Raw genomic sequence first — 14,341 nt, forward strand, 5'->3', positions numbered from 1 at the left:
GGCGGCGGGCTCGGACCCCGGCCGGCCGCACCCGCAGCGCCAAAAAGCGCGAGCGCATCGGTCCGCGGGAGCCTTCCCGCCAGGTCACCTCGGTGAAGGTCTGCCGCCCCTGGCCGGCCGCCAGCGCGGCCACCGCCAACGGCTTGTCCCGGTAGCGGGGCTGCGGCTTACGGCCATTGCCCGACCACGGCGGCATGAGGGGTACCGCGTCGTGCGGGTGGGCGGTCACATCCGCACGGACCGCCACGACATAGCTGATGCCCCGGCCGTCCAGGCCGTCGCGGAAGTCGGCGTTCTGTCCGTAGCCGGCATCGGCCACCAGCACCGGCGGGACCAGACCCCATCCGGCCAGCTCATCGATGCTGTCCAACGCCAGACGCCACTTCTCCCGGTGCCCGACCTCCTGCGGAATCCCGGTCTTGCGCCGCCGTCCGGGATCGTCCGCCCACTCCTGCGGCACGAACAACCGCCACTGCAGCGGACAGGACGCGGAGTCGGAGACCGCGTGCACGCTCACCGCGACCTGACAGTTGGCCCGCTTGCCCAGCGCCCCGCAGTACTGGGGCGCGACCGCCACCGACATCCGGCCGTCCTTCGGGAACGACACATCATCGACCGCCCAGGCAGCCGGGCCGATCAGCGGCACCATCCGCTCCGCGATCCGCCGCCGCACCGGCACCGGATCCCAGGTCGACTGGTTCACGAACTGCTGCAGGTTCTGCTCGTTGCCATCCGGCAGCCGCTCCGCCATCGGCTGGATCGACTTCCGCCGCCCGTCCAGCATCAGCCCCCGCAGATAGCAGTCACCCTTCGCCCGCTGATCCTTGCGCGGCACCGACGCGAACACATCAGCTACGAATAACGCCAACTTCGCCCGAGCACGGTTCACTTCGTGTGCGTCCACACCCCCAACATGCCCCCAAACACGACCAAGAGGAAGACCTAACGGAGTCCTACTAGTGATGTGACCGCGTAGTTTCGCCGGGTTGGCGGTCGTGGCAGTTGGATGTGCGGTGACATTCGCCCCGACCGCTGGAGGCGCGGTGGCTGAGCCTGTCCGTGTGCGCAGACTGACCGACCAGGAGGGGCAGCGGCTGCAGCAGATCGTGCGCCGGGGCAGTACGAGTTCGGTGCGATACCGGCGCGCGATGATGCTGTTGGCCTCGGCCGGCGGGAACCGCGTGCCAGTGATCGCGCAGCTGGTGCAGGCCGATGAGGACACCGTCCGGGATGTCATCCACCGGTTCAATGAGATCGACCTGGCCTGTCTGGACCCTCAGTGGGCGAGAGGCCGTCCCCGCCTGCTCAGCCCTGACGACGAGGACTTCGTCGTGGCGACGGCCACCACCCGACCTGCCAAGCTCGGCCAGCCCTTCACCCGCTGGTCGCTGCGCAAACTCGTCGCCTACCTGCACAAAGTCCACGGTCGGATCATCCGCATCGGCCGCGAAGCATTACGCTGCCTGCTCGCCCGCCGCGGCATCACCTTCCAGCGCACCAAGAACTGGAAGGAATCCCCGGACCCCGAACGCGACGCCAAACTGGACCGCATCGAGGAAGTAGTGGACCGCTTCCCGGACCGCGTCTTCGCATTCGACGAGTTCGGCCCGCTCGGGATCAGGCCCACCACAGGCTCGTGCTGGGCTGAGCAGGGGCGACCCGACCGGCTGCCCGCCACCTACCACCGTACCCACGGCGTCCGGTACTTCCACGGCTGCTACTCGATCGGCGACGACCGCATGTGGGGCGTCAACCGCCGCAAAAAGGGTGCCGTGAACATGGCCGGTGGCTGGCCGCCGCGTACTCGGACACCACGCTCATCACGCAGTTCGATGGCGACGAACCCGACTGGAAGAATCCGGCGGAACGGCATGGCGGAGCCCCGACGTCGTCCTCCACGCTGCCCTCGCTCGTACTGCGGATGTGGGCCGACGCCGACCTCCAGGAGGGACAAACGGTGCTGGAGATCGGTACGGGGACCGGCTACTCGACGGCGCTCGCATGCGAGCGTCTCGGCTCCGCCAACGTCACCAGCATCGAGGTCGACCCGCACCGACTGGAGACGGCAGCGAGCGCACTGTACGGCTGCGGCTACACCCCCACGCTCGCCGCGGCGGACGGGCTGTACGGCTACTGGCCCGAGGCCCACTTCGACCGGATCGTGGCCGCCTGCTCGTTCCGCGCCGTGCCGCCCGCGCTACTGGCCCAGACCCGGCCGGGAGGGAAGATCCTGCTCACCCTCAGCGGCTGGCTCTACGGATACGCCCGCGTCCTGCTGACCGTCGCCGAGGACGGCACGGCCGAGGGCCAGTTGCTGGGCGGCACAGTGTCGTTCATGTCCGCGCGTGCCCACGCGGCGCCGACGTTCGGCAACCCCGCCTACTGGGCGGCCGGCCTGCCGGAGAAACCGCGGACGGGTCGGCACAACCCCCAGCGGATCACCGTCGCCACCGAGGAAGCGTTCCACCTACGGTTCCTCGCCCAAAGCGCGGTGCCGGACGCGCAGATGACAACAGTCGGCGACGTGGTGAACCTAGTCGACGTGGTGACCGGCTCAGCCGCCACCCTCACCCCGTACGACGGCGGTTGGCGGGTGCGCGAAGCCGGCCCGGTGCGGCTGTGGGAGCGCATCGAGCGCGTCCTGGATGCCTAGACGAGGCCGACCGGCCGGGACCGGAGACATTCACCCTGCACGTCTACGACGGCGGACAGCACCTGCGGCACCCGCAGATGCCCTGCCTGCCGCTGCCAAGGCTGTTTTGACCTATGCCCCGGAGCGCGGGCTGTACCGCCAGGTCTGTCCAGTGCCCTTGTACTCGGCCACCGAGATCGTGCTGCTGCCGGGAGCCATCCGCGCGACATACAGCCCCCGTCCAGGTGATCGACTTCGTGTGCGACCAGCCGGGCGAGCCCATCGGTGAAGATCGTCGTCTGACACTGCCCATCGAAGTCCTGATGCCGTACCCCGCAGCGTGCGCGGGCGGGGAACCTTGCCGCGGACATCGAAGAACGACAGGAAACCCTCGAACTGCTCATCGGTGTCTGACGACTCCTCGACCACCACGGGGTTCAAGAGAGTGATGGCATCGCCCTTCGCCGGACCGACGATGGCCACACGCCGACCGACCCCGATTTGCGGAGTGGCTACGCCCATCACCTTGCTGAATGTGTGCACTGTCGCCGCACGGTCGGCTGCCGCATGGAGCGCCGCCACGATCTCCCGAGCCTCCGCGACTTCTCGTGGGAGTTCGAAGGGGCGGGTCGGATCGGTGAGGACGGAGGTCCCCTCCTGCACGATGCCGATCGACTTCATGGTGTCGCTGGCGGTGGACGGCGGGGTCACTGGCGTGCTCCTCCCTCAGCTCCAGAAAGGCCACGTGCCTCATGTACCTGATGCCGCCACAACGTGTCTGCCTGCGCAGATGCTTGACAGCTGTAGATAAGGCCGGTCTGGCGGTACTCCTCGACCGGGATGGGCTCGACGCCGGGCTTCATGCGGTCGGTGTAGAGGAGGCCGTCGAGGTGGTCGATCTCGCGGTGAACGAGGGGGAACCGCCACTCCAGACGGTATCGAGCGTGCAGCGCGGGCGTGAGTGTGATCCATCTGGCCGAAGAAATCAGCGGAGCGAATTCGCCCTCGCCCATCCCGCCCTCCTCAGTGGCAGGACCCCACCCGCGCTGCGGACGATGCTGGACGCCGGTGAGGACCGGCGCGCACGGAACTGGCGGGGCCGACGGCTCGGACTGCTGCTGCGCAGGACCGAGGACCCCTGGGAGCGGGCCGCGGCGATCGCCTCGGTACTCGACCCGGTTGCCGTGGGGGAGGTGGTGCCCGATCCCTACGAACGCTCGCGTCTGCGGGTGCTTCGGCCCGAACTCGTCCCCGGCCGCCCGGAATCGCAGGCGGGGAGGGAGCTGGTCGAGCGGCTGCTCCTGGCGGACCACCCGGACGAGATCCTCTGGCACCGAGTGAGCCTGGCCCAGGCCCTGCGGGAGGCGCGCGAGTTGCGCCCGGCGCCGCGGCCCGCCACGAAGACCGACCCCGAGTTCAGGGGTGAGGCGGTCTCCAGGCGACCCCGGCTGATGCCGGTGCGCCGAAGTCCCCACGGACGCGGCCTGCTCGGGCGACTGCGTTTCAGAAAGCCGGCGCCGGTGGGCTGACCCGTACGGTGCCGCGGGATGCTGGTGGATGGTGCGGGTCCACCGGGGCGGACGGGCCCCGGTGGTCCGTAGGGGACACTGCTGACCGGCCGACTCGGAAACCGGACAAAGGGGCGCGTTCACGCTTGGTGCTTCACGCCGTCGGAAGCTTCATACTGCCCCTACGCCCGAAGCCGCGCGGGAGAGGAATGACACTGACGGGGCCCCCTCGTCGGGGCGCGCGGCGTACGCTGATGTGGCCGACTGTCCAGGGAGGCACAAATGGGGACGCGGGTTGTGCCTTGAAGATCCTTGTGGTGGACGATCGCGAGGACAACCTCTTCGCGATAGAGAGCTTGTTACGCCCCGTGGGGCGACCGGTGGTACGGGCACACAGCGGGGACGAAGCGCTGAAGACCGTCCTGCGCGGCGGCATAGGTGTGGTGATTCTCGACGTCGTGATGCCGCAGATGGACGGCCTGGAGGTGCTCGCCTATCTCAAACGCCTCGACCACACCCGCAACCTGCCTGTCGTGCTGATGACCGGCCTCGGCAGAGACGACGACCTGGCCGCCCGGGCGTACGACCTCGGCGTCTCCGACTTCCTGGTCAAACCCGTCGACCCCTGGGTGGTGCGTACGAAAGTAAGGGCGCTCGCCGATCTGTACACCGAGAACCAGAGCCTGCGCGCCCAGGTCAGCGCGCTGACCGACCGACGGGCCGACGCGGCCGCCGACCTCGCCAACCTGTTGGACGCGCGGGTGTCGCGCCAGAGCGGTGGTACGACGGGCCGCGCCCGCATCATCCGCGGCGTCGACTGACCGGAGTTGTGACGGCTGCCGGAGCCGTGCAAGCCGTACGCCCGCGACGGCGCCGACGCGGCACGTAAAACCGGTCGCCCGCCGCCCGTTGAACGACCTGTTCTCGGCGCCCGCGCCACCCCCGATCAGGAAGGCCGGAGTGTGCCTCTCGCACTGCACCATCGCTCCGTCGTAGCGGACGCCCACAACGACCTGCTGATGGCGGTCACGGCCCGTCCGCCGCACCGCTGGGCAGAGTTCTTCCGCGAGCGCTGGCTGCCCCAACTGCGCGACGGCGGCGTCGATGTGCAAGTGCTGCCGGTCTTCATCAGCGACCAGTTCCGCCCCGACGGGGCACTGCGCGAGACACTACGCATGATCGAATGCGCCCACACCATCGCCGAAGGCAACGCGGATACGGTTCGGCTCTGCCTGGACGGGGCCGATGTCGACGCGGCACTGGCCGAGGACAAGATCGCACTCGTACTCGCGCTGGAGAGCGCACCGGGTGTCGACGCCGACGTGGAGCTCTTCGCCACGCTGCACCGGCTCGGCGTGCGGGTCGCATCCATCGCCCACTGGGGCCGTACGCCACTGGCCGACGGCAGCGGTGAAGACGCCACCGGCAGTCGCCTCACTGCGGCCGGCGTCGAAGCGCTCGGCGAGATGGAGCGCCTCGGGATCCTTTTCGACGTCTCGCACCTGGGCGCGTCCGGTGTCGCCCATGTCCTGGAGCTGGCCACCCGCCCGGTCATAGCCACCCACTCCTCGGCCCGCGCCCTGCGCGACCACCACCGCAACCTCACGGACAGCCAGATCCGCGGCATCGCCGCGACCGGCGGCACGGTGTGCGTGAACTTCCTGCCCGAATTCCTCGCAGCCGACCCCGCCGACTGCACCCTCGACCGGCTGGCCGATCACATCCTGCACATCACCGAGATCGCGGGAGCCGACCACGTGGGCCTCGGGCCCGACTTCATCCAAGAGGTCAACGAGGACATCACCCCGCCCTGCTGCGAGGACCGTTACGACTTCGAGTGGGCGCTGCCCGGCCTCGAGGGCCCCCGCGGCCTGCCTCTGGTCACCGAGACGCTCCACCGGCGCGGACTGCCCGAGGACACCATCCGGGGGATCCTCGGCGGCAACGTCATGGACCTCTTCCGCAGGGAACTGGGCCGCTCGACCTGAGGAACGAAGGGGCTCCCGACAGCGGTGGGACCGGGACCCGCAGCTGATCGAGTGGTCCGACCCGGGGTTCGGTGAGGCCTTGCGGGGCACGGACCCCGTTCCCGTGCAACGTGTTGTCCGTGTCGCATGAAGCTGCGCTGTTGGCCCGCTTAAGAAATCCTCGATGGACTCTGAAGTCACCGATCGGCAGATTGGTGCAGGTCTACCGGCAGGCACTGCCGAAGCTTCCGCAACCGGGGCATCTGCCGCCGCACCCGCCACAGTCTTCACACCTGTCCTCGGTCACCCCCACCACGATGCTGGAGCCGCCCCGATGAAGGCACTTGTCAAGCAGCACGCCGAGCCAGGCCTCTGGCTCATGGACGTGCCGGAGCCGGAGACCGGCCCCGCTGACGTGCTGATCAAGGTGCTGCGCACCGGGATCTGCGGCACCGATCTGCACATCAGGTCGTGGGACGGCTGGGCCCAGCAGGCCGTCAGCACGCCCCGCGTCCTCGGCCACGAATTCGTCGGCGAAGTCGCCGCGGTCGGCGCTGACGTCCAGGACATCGCGGTGGGCGACGTGGTGAGCGGCGAGGGCCATCTGGTCTGCGGCAAGTGCCGCAACTGTCTCGCCGGCCGCCGCCATCTGTGCCGCAGCACGATTGGCCTCGGCGTCGGACGCGACGGCGCGTTCGCCGAATACGTCGCGCTGCCCGCCTCCAATGTCTGGGTGCACCGCACCCAGGTCGACCTGGACATTGCCGCGATCTTCGACCCGTTCGGGAACGCCGTGCACACCGCGCTCTCCTTCCCGCTGGTCGGCGAGGACGTATTGATCACCGGCGCGGGCCCGATCGGCATCATGGCCGCGGCCGTCGCCCGGCACGCCGGCGCGCGCAGTGTCGTCATCACCGATGTCAGCGAGCCCCGCCTGGAGCTGGCCCGCAAAGCCGGCGCCACCCTCGCGCTGAACGTCGCCCAGAGCGACATCGCAGAGGCGCAGCGGCAGCTCGGTCTCAAGGAGGGCTTCGACATCGGCCTGGAGATGTCCGGCCGCCCCGAGGCCATGCGCGACATGGTCGCCAATATGACGCACGGCGGCCGCATCGCCATGCTGGGCCTGCCCGCGGACGAGTTCGCCGTCGACTGGTCGAAGATCGTCACCTCGATGATCACCATCAAGGGCATCTACGGCCGCGAGATGTTCGAGACCTGGTACGCGATGACGGTCCTGCTCGAAGGCGGCCTCGACCTCACCCCGGTGATCACTGGCAGCTACGGCTACCAGGACTTCGACGCCGCCTTCGACGAGGCCGCCACCGCCCGCAGCGGCAAGATCATCCTCGACTGGACCGTCTGAGCCTTTCGCTAAGGAGTCCCACCATGTACGCGTCCGTCCGCGACGACCTCCGTACCACCCTCGACGAGATCCGCGCCGCCGGTCTCTACAAGCCGGAGCGGGTCATCGGCACCCCGCAGAGCGCCTCCGTCTCCGTCGCCTCTGGCGACGTGCTCAATTTCTGCGCCAACAACTACCTCGGGCTCGCCGACCACCCCGAGGTCGTCGCCGCCGCCAAAGAAGCGCTGGACCGCTGGGGCTACGGCATGGCCTCCGTCCGCTTCATCTGCGGCACCCAGGACGTGCACAAGGAGCTCGAGGCACGCCTGTCGGCGTTCCTCGGCCAGGAGGACACGATCCTCTACTCCTCCTGCTTCGACGCCAACGGCGGCGTCTTCGAGACTCTCCTCGGCCCCGAAGACGCGGTCATCTCCGACGCGCTGAACCACGCCAGCATCATCGACGGCATCCGCCTGTCCAAGGCCCGCCGCCACCGCTACGCCAACCGCGACCTCGCCGACCTCGAGCAGCAGCTCAAGGAGGCCGTCGAGGGCGGCGCCCGCCGCCGCCTCATCGTCACCGACGGCGTGTTCTCCATGGACGGCTATGTCGCCCCCCTCGCCGAGATCTGTGACCTCGCCGACCGCTACGACGCGATGGTCATGGTCGACGACTCGCACGCGGTCGGCTTCGTCGGCCCCGGCGGCCGCGGCACCCCCGAGCTGCACGGCGTGATGGACCGCGTCGACATCATCACCGGCACCCTCGGCAAGGCGCTCGGCGGCGCCTCCGGCGGCTATGTCGCGGCCCGCGCCGAGATCGTCGCCCTGCTGCGCCAGCGCTCCCGTCCGTACCTCTTCTCCAACTCCCTCGCCCCGGTGATCGCCGCCGCCTCCCTCAAGGTCCTCGACCTGCTGGAGTCGGCCGGTGACCTGCGCGAGCGGCTGAACGCGAACACCGCGCTCTTCCGTACGAAGATGACCGAGGCCGGCTTCAAGATCCTGCCCGGCGACCACGCCATCGCCCCCGTCATGATCGGCGACGCCGCCGAGGCCGGCCGGATGGCCGAACTCCTGCTGGAGCGCGGCGTGTACGTCATCGGCTTCTCGTACCCCGTCGTCCCGATGGGCCAGGCCCGGATCCGGGTCCAGCTCTCCGCGGCGCACTCCACCGAGGACGTCGAACGGGCGGTGGCGGCCTTCGTCGACGCGCGGGCGACAATGACTGGGTGATCGACCCTCGGCGGCTGCGCATCCTGCGGGCCGTGGCGGACCACCGAACGGTGACCGCCGCGGCCTCCGCGCTCTACCTCACCCCCTCGGCCGTCTCCCAGCAGCTCAACGCACTTGAGCAGGAGACCGGCCACGCCCTCCTGATCCGCAGCGGCAAGGGGGTCCGGCTGACGGCCGCGGGAGAGATCCTGCTGGCCCACACCCATGCCGTGCTCGCCCAGCTGGAGCGAGCCGAGGCGGAGCTGTCGGCCTACGCGGGCGGTGCGGCCGGCGAGGTCACCGTCGCCGCGTTCGCCACCGGCATCGCCGAGGTCGTCGCCCCGGCCATAGTGCGTCTCGCCGCGGAGCACCCGGACATCCGGGTACGCGTACGGGACGCCGAGGGCGACGAGAGCCTGCCGCTGGTGCTCGACGGCGAGGCGGATCTGGCCGTCGCGGTCGAGTACCGGGGAGCTCCCCGCGAGGACGACCGGCGCCTGGCCCGCGTGCCGCTGTACGCGGAGCCCTTCGACGCCGTGCTGCCCGCCGGACACCCTCTCGGCGCGGCCGAACGCGTCGCGCTGGCCGAGCTCGCGGACAGCGACTGGATCGGTCCGTACCCCGGCAACCCCTGCCACGACATGGTGCTGCTCGCCTGCGAACTCGCGGGTTTCCAGCCCCGCCTCACGCACTCCTCTGACGACTTCCGCGCCGTCGTGGCACTGGCCGGAGCGGGTGCCGGGGTGGCGCTGGTGCCCCGCTCGGCCCTGCGCGGGATGGAGTTGAAGGACACCGTCGTACGGCCGGTGGCGGGCCCGGCGGCGACCCGCCGGGTCTTCGCCGCCGTACGCCGCGGCGCGGAAGCGCACCCGCTGTTCCGGCCGGTCCTCGACGCACTCGCCGGGGCCGCGGCCGGACTGTCCACCGACTGAGCACAGCCGCCCGGTCAGTCCTCGGCGGGCGCCGCCTCCATCGCCTGCTTCAGGTTGTCCAGGGTGGTGCGGATGTTGCGCCGCTGGAAGTCGGCGAACGTATGCCCCCGGGTCGCCATCCCTGATCTTCGCAGGGAATCCCGGCTTTCAGGCCGGGAGGGAATGCGATCTTTGGGCTGCTCTGACCTGCACGTCAGAGCGGGTGTTTCTGCTGCTCGATGTACTGGCGGACGGTGGAGAGCGGTGCGCCGCCGCAGGACCCCACGAAGTAGGACGGCGACCAGAACCGGCCGTGCATAGTGGTGCGGTTGGTGCGGTTGGTGAACTCCTGCCGCAAGTAACGGGAAGAGACACCCTTCAAGCTGTTGACCAGCTTGGACAGGGCAATCTTCGGCGGATAGTGCACCAGCAGGTGCACGTGATCCTCTTCGCCGTTGAACTCCTTGAGTTCCGCCTCGAAGTCCTGGCAGACGTTCCGCATGATCTCTTCGCAGCGGGTCAGCATCTCGTCGTTGAAGACGCCGCGCCGGTATTTCGTTACGAACACCAAATGCACATGCAGGTTGTGGATGACGTGGTTTCCGCGACGGATGTCGGGATCCGGTTCCCAGCGTGGTGACATACGCCAAGGGTAGTATGATCAAGCGAACTCGACCGGAGGGGGTGGGCTGGATGATCCGTGCGTACAAGTTCCTCATGCGGCCCACCGTCCGGCAGGGCCAGGCGCTCGGCGAGATGCTGCGGGATCACTGCTCCCTCTACAACGGGGCGTTGCAGGAACGCCGTGACGCCTACCGGCACACCTCGAAGACCACCGTCCGGTACGGGATGCAGTCGGCGCAGTTGAAGGAGATCCGGGCTTTCGACCCCGAGCGTCAGGGGCGTTGGTCCTTCTCCTCGCAGCAGGCCACCTTGCGCCGGTTGGACAAGGCGTTCGCGGCGTTCTTCCGTCGGGTGAAGTCCGGCCAGAGGGCCGGGTATCCGCGTTTTCGTGGGGTGAACTGGTTCGACACGGTGGAGTTCCCCAAGGACGGCGACGGCTGCCGGTGGGACTCCACCTCGCACGACCCTGTCACCCGCGTGCGCCTGCAAGGCGTCGGACATGTCAAGGTCAACCGGCACCGGCCCGTAGTCGGCAAGGTCAAGACGATCAGCGTCAAGCGCGAGCAGCGCAAGTGGTTCGTCGTGCTGACCGCCGAGCAGGAGCAGCCCGAGCCGCTACCGGCGACCGGCAGTGTGGTTGGCATCGACCTGGGCATAGCGAACTTCATCGCCGACTCCCATGGCGGGTTCGTGGACAATCCGCGTCACGGCCGCCACGCTGCTGCGAGGCTCGAAGCCGCGCAGCAGGCACTGTCCCGGTTCCCGCGACGCAGGGCGAAGGACCGCACCGCCAACCACCAGCGGGCCGTGGAGCAGGTCGCCAAGCTGCACGGCAAGGTGCGCCGCCGGCGCCTGGACCACGCGCATAAAACCGCCCTCGGTCTGGTCCGCGCACACGACTTCATCGCGCACGAAGACCTCAAGATCCGCACCATGAGCAAGGCCCCAGCCCCCAAGCCGGACCCCGACCAGCCGGGCACCTTCCTGCCCAACGGGGCCGCCGCCAAGGCCGGGCTGAACCGCTCGATCAACGATGCCGGTTGGGGGGTGTTCCTCGCGATCCTGAACGCCAAGGCTGAAAGCGCCGGGCGGGAAGTGATGGCCGTGGACCCCCGCAACACCTCCCGCAGGTGCCCCGAATGCGGGCACACAGCGAAGGAGAACCGGCCCACACAGGAGAAGTTCCACTGCGTCGCCTGCGGCCACACCGCGCACGCCGACACAGTGGGCGCTCTCAACGTTCTACGGGCCGGGCTGGTCCGTCGCAAAGCCCAACCGGCATAGCGAGAAGCCCCGTCCTCCAGGCGGGGAGGAGTCACCCTGTCGAAGGCATGGGCCAGCGGGCCAGCGTATCGGGCCAGGCATGCCGGTCGTCGGTCCAGATCTTGGTCACCCGGGTGCCGCCGTCGACGGCCTCGAAGCGGTATTCCCAGGTGGCGAGGGGACCGGGCAGCACAGGCCGGCGCCGCCCGATGGCCCGCACCCGGAAGGCGAACCGCTCACCGGGATCCGCCGCGGTCACCGTGCACCGCGTGGTCCAGCGCATCGGCCCGTGCTTGTTGTAGCCGTCGAAGACCATGCCCACGTACGCCCTCTCGGCGCCGTCGAGTACCGTCGCGCCCCGGTTCTCCGGGCTCCAGCGGCCCATCAGTGAGGGGTTGCTGACCGGCGCGTAGATCGTCGAGGGTGCGGCGTCGATGACGATGCTGTCCGAGACCGAGAAGGTACGTGCCATGGGTACGACTCCGTTCATGGCTACGGGTGGACGAGTGCCGGTGATCATCCGTTCGGTCGTGCGGCGTCGGCCAGGATGGAAGCCTCGACCGCGTCGTACTCGTACTCCTCCTGGCGGCGCGCCCCCGGGTTGTGTCGGGCGAAGACAGTGCCGACCCAGCCGGCGAGGAATCCGACGGGGACGGAGACGAGGCCCGTAGTGGTGTACGGGAACCAGGTGAAGTCGCTGTCGGGGAAGATCGCCTGGTCGGAACCAGAGACGAGGGTGGTTCCCGTGATGAGGATCAGGACGCTCGCCGTACCGCCGATGAGTGTGCTCAGCAGCCCGGTGCGGTTGTACCGGCGCCAGAAGAGGCTGTAGATGAGCGCGGGCGCGACGGCGGAGGCGCCCAGACAGAAGGACAGGGTGACCATCGCCTGCAGGTTCACATGCCGGGATGCCGCCGCGAGGAAGATCGCCGTAAGACCGACCGCCGCGGCCGTCGCCCGGGCGATGGTCATCTCGGTGCTGTCGCGCAGAGCCTGCTTGCGGCGCAGCCCGTGCGTGATCAGGTCGTGGGCAAGGGTGTTGGCGCAGGCGAGCGTGATGCCGGCGACGGACGACAGCAGCGTCAGGAAGATCGCCGTGGTCATGGCGGTGAACAGCAGCGTCTCGAAGGTGGAGACGTCGGAGCCCATGATCGCCTGGCTGACCAGCAGGATCGAGGTCTTGCCCTGTGGATCGGCGCCAGTGATCTGCTCGTGGCCGACGACAGCGGCGGCGCCGAAGCCGATCACGGCGCAGAGCAGGCATACGACGACGACGGTCGAGACGGCCCAGGACATGGAGCGCCGCACGGCGGGTGCGCTGCGGGAGCTGAACATACGCATCGTGATGTGCGGGAGGCACGCCGCGCCGAGCACGACGGTCAGCTGCGCGCTGATCATGTCGAGCCCGTCGCCGCCGAACTGGAGCCCCGGCGCGAGATACGCGTCGCCCGCACCACTCCCGCGGGCCGCCGCGTCCAGCAGCGAGGGAATGCTGAAGTCGAATCGGTTCAGGATGAGCGAGGCGATCGCGGCGGCCGCGGCGAGCAGGACCACGGTCTTCACGATCTGGATGAAGGCGGTGCCCTTCATGCCGCCGATGGCCGCGTAGATGATCATCAGCAGGCCGAGCAGCACGATGGAGCCGGTCTTGAAGCCCGCGGCGTTGATACCGAGGACGAAGGCCAGCAGATCGCCGGCGCCCGCCAGCTGGAAGATCAGCAGGGGGAAGAGGGCGATGAGGGTGACCAGGCATGTGGTGATGCGGACGGCGGAACTGGGGGCGCGCCGGGTGAGCACGTCGCCCATGGTGAACCGGCCCGCGTTGCGCAGGGGTTCGGCCAGCAGGAACATCAGCAGCACCAGCGAGAGCACGGTGCTGAGGGAGAGTACGAGACCGTCCTGGCCGAGCAGTGAGATGACTCCGATGGTGCCCAGCACACTCGCGGCGGAGATGTAGTCGCCGGCGATGGCGAGGCCGCTCTGCATGGGGGACAGGGAGCGGAAGCCGGTGTAGAACTCGTCCAGGTCGTCCCGGTCGGGCCCGGTCATCACACACAACAGCAGGGTCACTGTGGTCACGGCGATGAAGGCGACGAACGACATGGTCTGGGCTTCGGAGCTGAACCCGCTCATCGGCGTGCTCCCTGGGTGGTCGGGGCGGCCTGGATGCGGACGGCTGCGGCGAGCGGGTCGACCCGGCGGCGCGCGGACTTCTCGTATGCGGAAACAGCGATCAGGGTCACGGGGAGTTGGATCAGGCCGAGCAGCAGGGCGACGTTGAGGCCGCCTGTGATCTTGCCCGTCATCAGCTCCGGCGCGTAGGCAGAGAGTATGAGGAACAGGACGAAGTACCCGAGGGCGGTGAGAGTGGCGACGCGGCGCAGTCGGCGGTAGGCGGCACTCAGCGCCCGTATGTCGCGGCGCGGATCGACCGGTGGCTCGGCCGGCGGCGGCGCCTGCCAGAACTGGTGGGCATGGTGGGGGTGGCCCGGCTGCTCGGGATATGAGGGCGGTGGTGGGAAGTACGACATCGCGTTTGGTTCCTCGTATGCCTGTGCGGCGGGCAGGGGCAGGGCATGCTGACGGAGCGGCTACGTTACTCGCGGGTAGCGGTAGCCGGTGCATTGTTGCATGAACCGTCCGGTCGGTCAGTTGAGTGTTCACTTACCGATCGGAGCCCTGCTCCGGCCTGAGAAATCGGCCCTCGCCGCCGCCGCTTCGCTGTGGCCCGTCCCGTCGGAGCACCGGACCGGGTGGTCGCCGCTTCGGGGCGGCTGGTTGTTTCGGGGCCGCGCCCCGCCCCCGGCGCCCGGGGGCGGGGCGGAGTGCCCGTGCTGCGCGCGGGGGCGGGGCGACCTGGCGAACCGGTGCATGAACCGCTCG

The 14,341-nt window shown here is 69.2% G+C and carries 12 protein-coding genes and 6 pseudogenes; 9 read left to right on the forward strand and 9 right to left on the reverse strand.

Annotation, left to right across the window (positions count from 1 at the left end; all coding sequences use genetic code 11):
* A partial coding sequence (locus tag ACFYWY_RS26705; RefSeq protein WP_389190561.1) for an IS701 family transposase occupies positions 1–904 on the reverse strand: 904 nt, incomplete at its 3' end.
* Positions 905–1,043: 139 nt separating this feature from the next.
* Between ACFYWY_RS26705 and ACFYWY_RS26710 the strand changes: the two are divergent.
* Positions 1,044–1,778, forward strand: a pseudogene (locus tag ACFYWY_RS26710) (transposase); the annotation flags it as partial.
* A pseudogene (locus ACFYWY_RS26715) lies at positions 1,775–2,763 on the forward strand (methyltransferase domain-containing protein); the annotation flags it as partial. The pseudogenes ACFYWY_RS26710 and ACFYWY_RS26715, both read left to right, overlap by 4 nt.
* Before the next feature lie 147 nt (positions 2,764–2,910).
* Here ACFYWY_RS26715 and ACFYWY_RS26720 read toward each other — a convergent pair.
* The 3 genes and pseudogenes from ACFYWY_RS26720 to ACFYWY_RS26730 all read right to left on the reverse strand — a co-directional run.
* Positions 2,911–3,036: pseudogene (locus ACFYWY_RS26720) on the reverse strand (hypothetical protein); the annotation flags it as partial.
* Positions 2,978–3,313: pseudogene (locus ACFYWY_RS26725) on the reverse strand (peptide deformylase); the annotation flags it as partial. The pseudogenes ACFYWY_RS26725 and ACFYWY_RS26720, both read right to left, overlap by 59 nt.
* A gap of 26 nt (positions 3,314–3,339) precedes the next feature.
* On the reverse strand, positions 3,340–3,645 hold the full coding sequence (locus ACFYWY_RS26730) for a hypothetical protein (protein ID WP_389190562.1): 306 nt from the start codon (positions 3,643–3,645) through the stop codon (positions 3,340–3,342).
* A 42-nt stretch (positions 3,646–3,687) separates the two neighbouring features.
* Here ACFYWY_RS26730 and ACFYWY_RS26735 point away from each other — a divergent pair, with 42 nt between their 5' ends.
* From ACFYWY_RS26735 to ACFYWY_RS26760, 6 genes are all read left to right on the forward strand, one after another.
* Positions 3,688–4,161 carry a DUF6397 family protein gene (locus ACFYWY_RS26735; protein ID WP_389190563.1) on the forward strand — a complete coding sequence of 158 codons (474 nt, stop codon included), beginning with the start codon at positions 3,688–3,690 and terminating at the stop codon, positions 4,159–4,161.
* Between the two features lie 296 nt (positions 4,162–4,457).
* Positions 4,458–4,961, forward strand: coding sequence for a two-component system response regulator (locus ACFYWY_RS26740; RefSeq protein ID WP_389190564.1), 504 nt, complete (start codon positions 4,458–4,460; stop codon positions 4,959–4,961).
* A 141-nt stretch (positions 4,962–5,102) separates the two neighbouring features.
* Entirely contained in the window at positions 5,103–6,128 is a 1,026-nt protein-coding gene (locus ACFYWY_RS26745; RefSeq protein ID WP_389190565.1) for a dipeptidase, read from the forward strand.
* A gap of 313 nt (positions 6,129–6,441) precedes the next feature.
* On the forward strand, positions 6,442–7,470 hold the full coding sequence (tdh, locus tag ACFYWY_RS26750) for an L-threonine 3-dehydrogenase (RefSeq protein ID WP_389190566.1): 1,029 nt from the start codon (positions 6,442–6,444) through the stop codon (positions 7,468–7,470).
* Positions 7,471–7,493: 23 nt separating this feature from the next.
* A complete protein-coding gene (locus tag ACFYWY_RS26755; protein WP_389190567.1) occupies positions 7,494–8,681 on the forward strand; it encodes a glycine C-acetyltransferase in 1,188 nt (395 codons plus the stop codon).
* A complete protein-coding gene (locus ACFYWY_RS26760) occupies positions 8,678–9,592 on the forward strand; it encodes a LysR substrate-binding domain-containing protein (protein WP_389190568.1) in 915 nt (304 codons plus the stop codon). Before ACFYWY_RS26755 ends, ACFYWY_RS26760 begins: the two co-directional genes overlap by 4 nt.
* Positions 9,593–9,606: 14 nt before the next feature.
* Here the strand turns inward: ACFYWY_RS26760 and ACFYWY_RS26765 are convergent.
* Together ACFYWY_RS26765 and tnpA are read right to left on the reverse strand one after the other, a co-directional pair.
* Positions 9,607–9,711 (reverse strand): annotated as a pseudogene (locus tag ACFYWY_RS26765) (SRPBCC family protein); the annotation flags it as partial.
* A 74-nt stretch (positions 9,712–9,785) separates the two neighbouring features.
* Entirely contained in the window at positions 9,786–10,214 is a 429-nt protein-coding gene (tnpA, locus tag ACFYWY_RS26770) for an IS200/IS605 family transposase (protein WP_389190569.1), read from the reverse strand.
* Between the two features lie 50 nt (positions 10,215–10,264).
* Here tnpA and ACFYWY_RS26775 point away from each other — a divergent pair, with 50 nt between their 5' ends.
* On the forward strand, positions 10,265–11,479 hold the full coding sequence (locus ACFYWY_RS26775) for an RNA-guided endonuclease InsQ/TnpB family protein (RefSeq protein ID WP_389190570.1): 1,215 nt from the start codon (positions 10,265–10,267) through the stop codon (positions 11,477–11,479).
* A gap of 58 nt (positions 11,480–11,537) precedes the next feature.
* On the opposite strand, the pseudogene ACFYWY_RS26780 reads toward ACFYWY_RS26775, so the two are convergent.
* The 3 genes and pseudogenes from ACFYWY_RS26780 to ACFYWY_RS26790 all read right to left on the reverse strand — a co-directional run.
* Positions 11,538–11,930: pseudogene (locus ACFYWY_RS26780) on the reverse strand (SRPBCC family protein); the annotation flags it as partial.
* A 44-nt stretch (positions 11,931–11,974) separates the two neighbouring features.
* Complete coding sequence (locus tag ACFYWY_RS26785; protein WP_389190571.1) at positions 11,975–13,591, reverse strand: cation acetate symporter; 1,617 nt, start codon at positions 13,589–13,591, stop codon at positions 11,975–11,977.
* Positions 13,588–13,989, reverse strand: a complete 402-nt coding sequence (locus ACFYWY_RS26790; protein ID WP_389190572.1) for a DUF485 domain-containing protein — start codon at positions 13,987–13,989, stop codon at positions 13,588–13,590. The genes ACFYWY_RS26785 and ACFYWY_RS26790 overlap by 4 nt, the downstream gene beginning before the upstream one ends.
* Between the last annotated feature and the right edge of the window lie 352 nt (positions 13,990–14,341).

Source organism: Streptomyces sp. NPDC002870 (assembly GCF_042888505.1).
GTDB lineage: Bacteria > Actinomycetota > Actinomycetes > Streptomycetales > Streptomycetaceae > Streptomyces.

Bases quoted from the DNA above. Each gene is read 5' to 3' on its own strand.
- ACFYWY_RS26790 (WP_389190572.1), bottom strand. From the start codon at position 13,989: ATGTCGTACTTCCCACCACCGCCCTCATATCCCGAGCAGCCGGGCCAC.
- ACFYWY_RS26775 (WP_389190570.1), top strand. From the start codon at position 10,265: ATGATCCGTGCGTACAAGTTCCTCATGCGGCCCACCGTCCGGCAGGGC.
- tdh (WP_389190566.1), top strand. From the start codon at position 6,442: ATGAAGGCACTTGTCAAGCAGCACGCCGAGCCAGGCCTCTGGCTCATG.
- ACFYWY_RS26735 (WP_389190563.1), top strand. From the start codon at position 3,688: ATGCTGGACGCCGGTGAGGACCGGCGCGCACGGAACTGGCGGGGCCGA.
- tnpA (WP_389190569.1), bottom strand. From the start codon at position 10,214: ATGTCACCACGCTGGGAACCGGATCCCGACATCCGTCGCGGAAACCAC.
- ACFYWY_RS26785 (WP_389190571.1), bottom strand. From the start codon at position 13,591: ATGAGCGGGTTCAGCTCCGAAGCCCAGACCATGTCGTTCGTCGCCTTC.
- ACFYWY_RS26730 (WP_389190562.1), bottom strand. From the start codon at position 3,645: ATGGGCGAGGGCGAATTCGCTCCGCTGATTTCTTCGGCCAGATGGATC.
- ACFYWY_RS26755 (WP_389190567.1), top strand. From the start codon at position 7,494: ATGTACGCGTCCGTCCGCGACGACCTCCGTACCACCCTCGACGAGATC.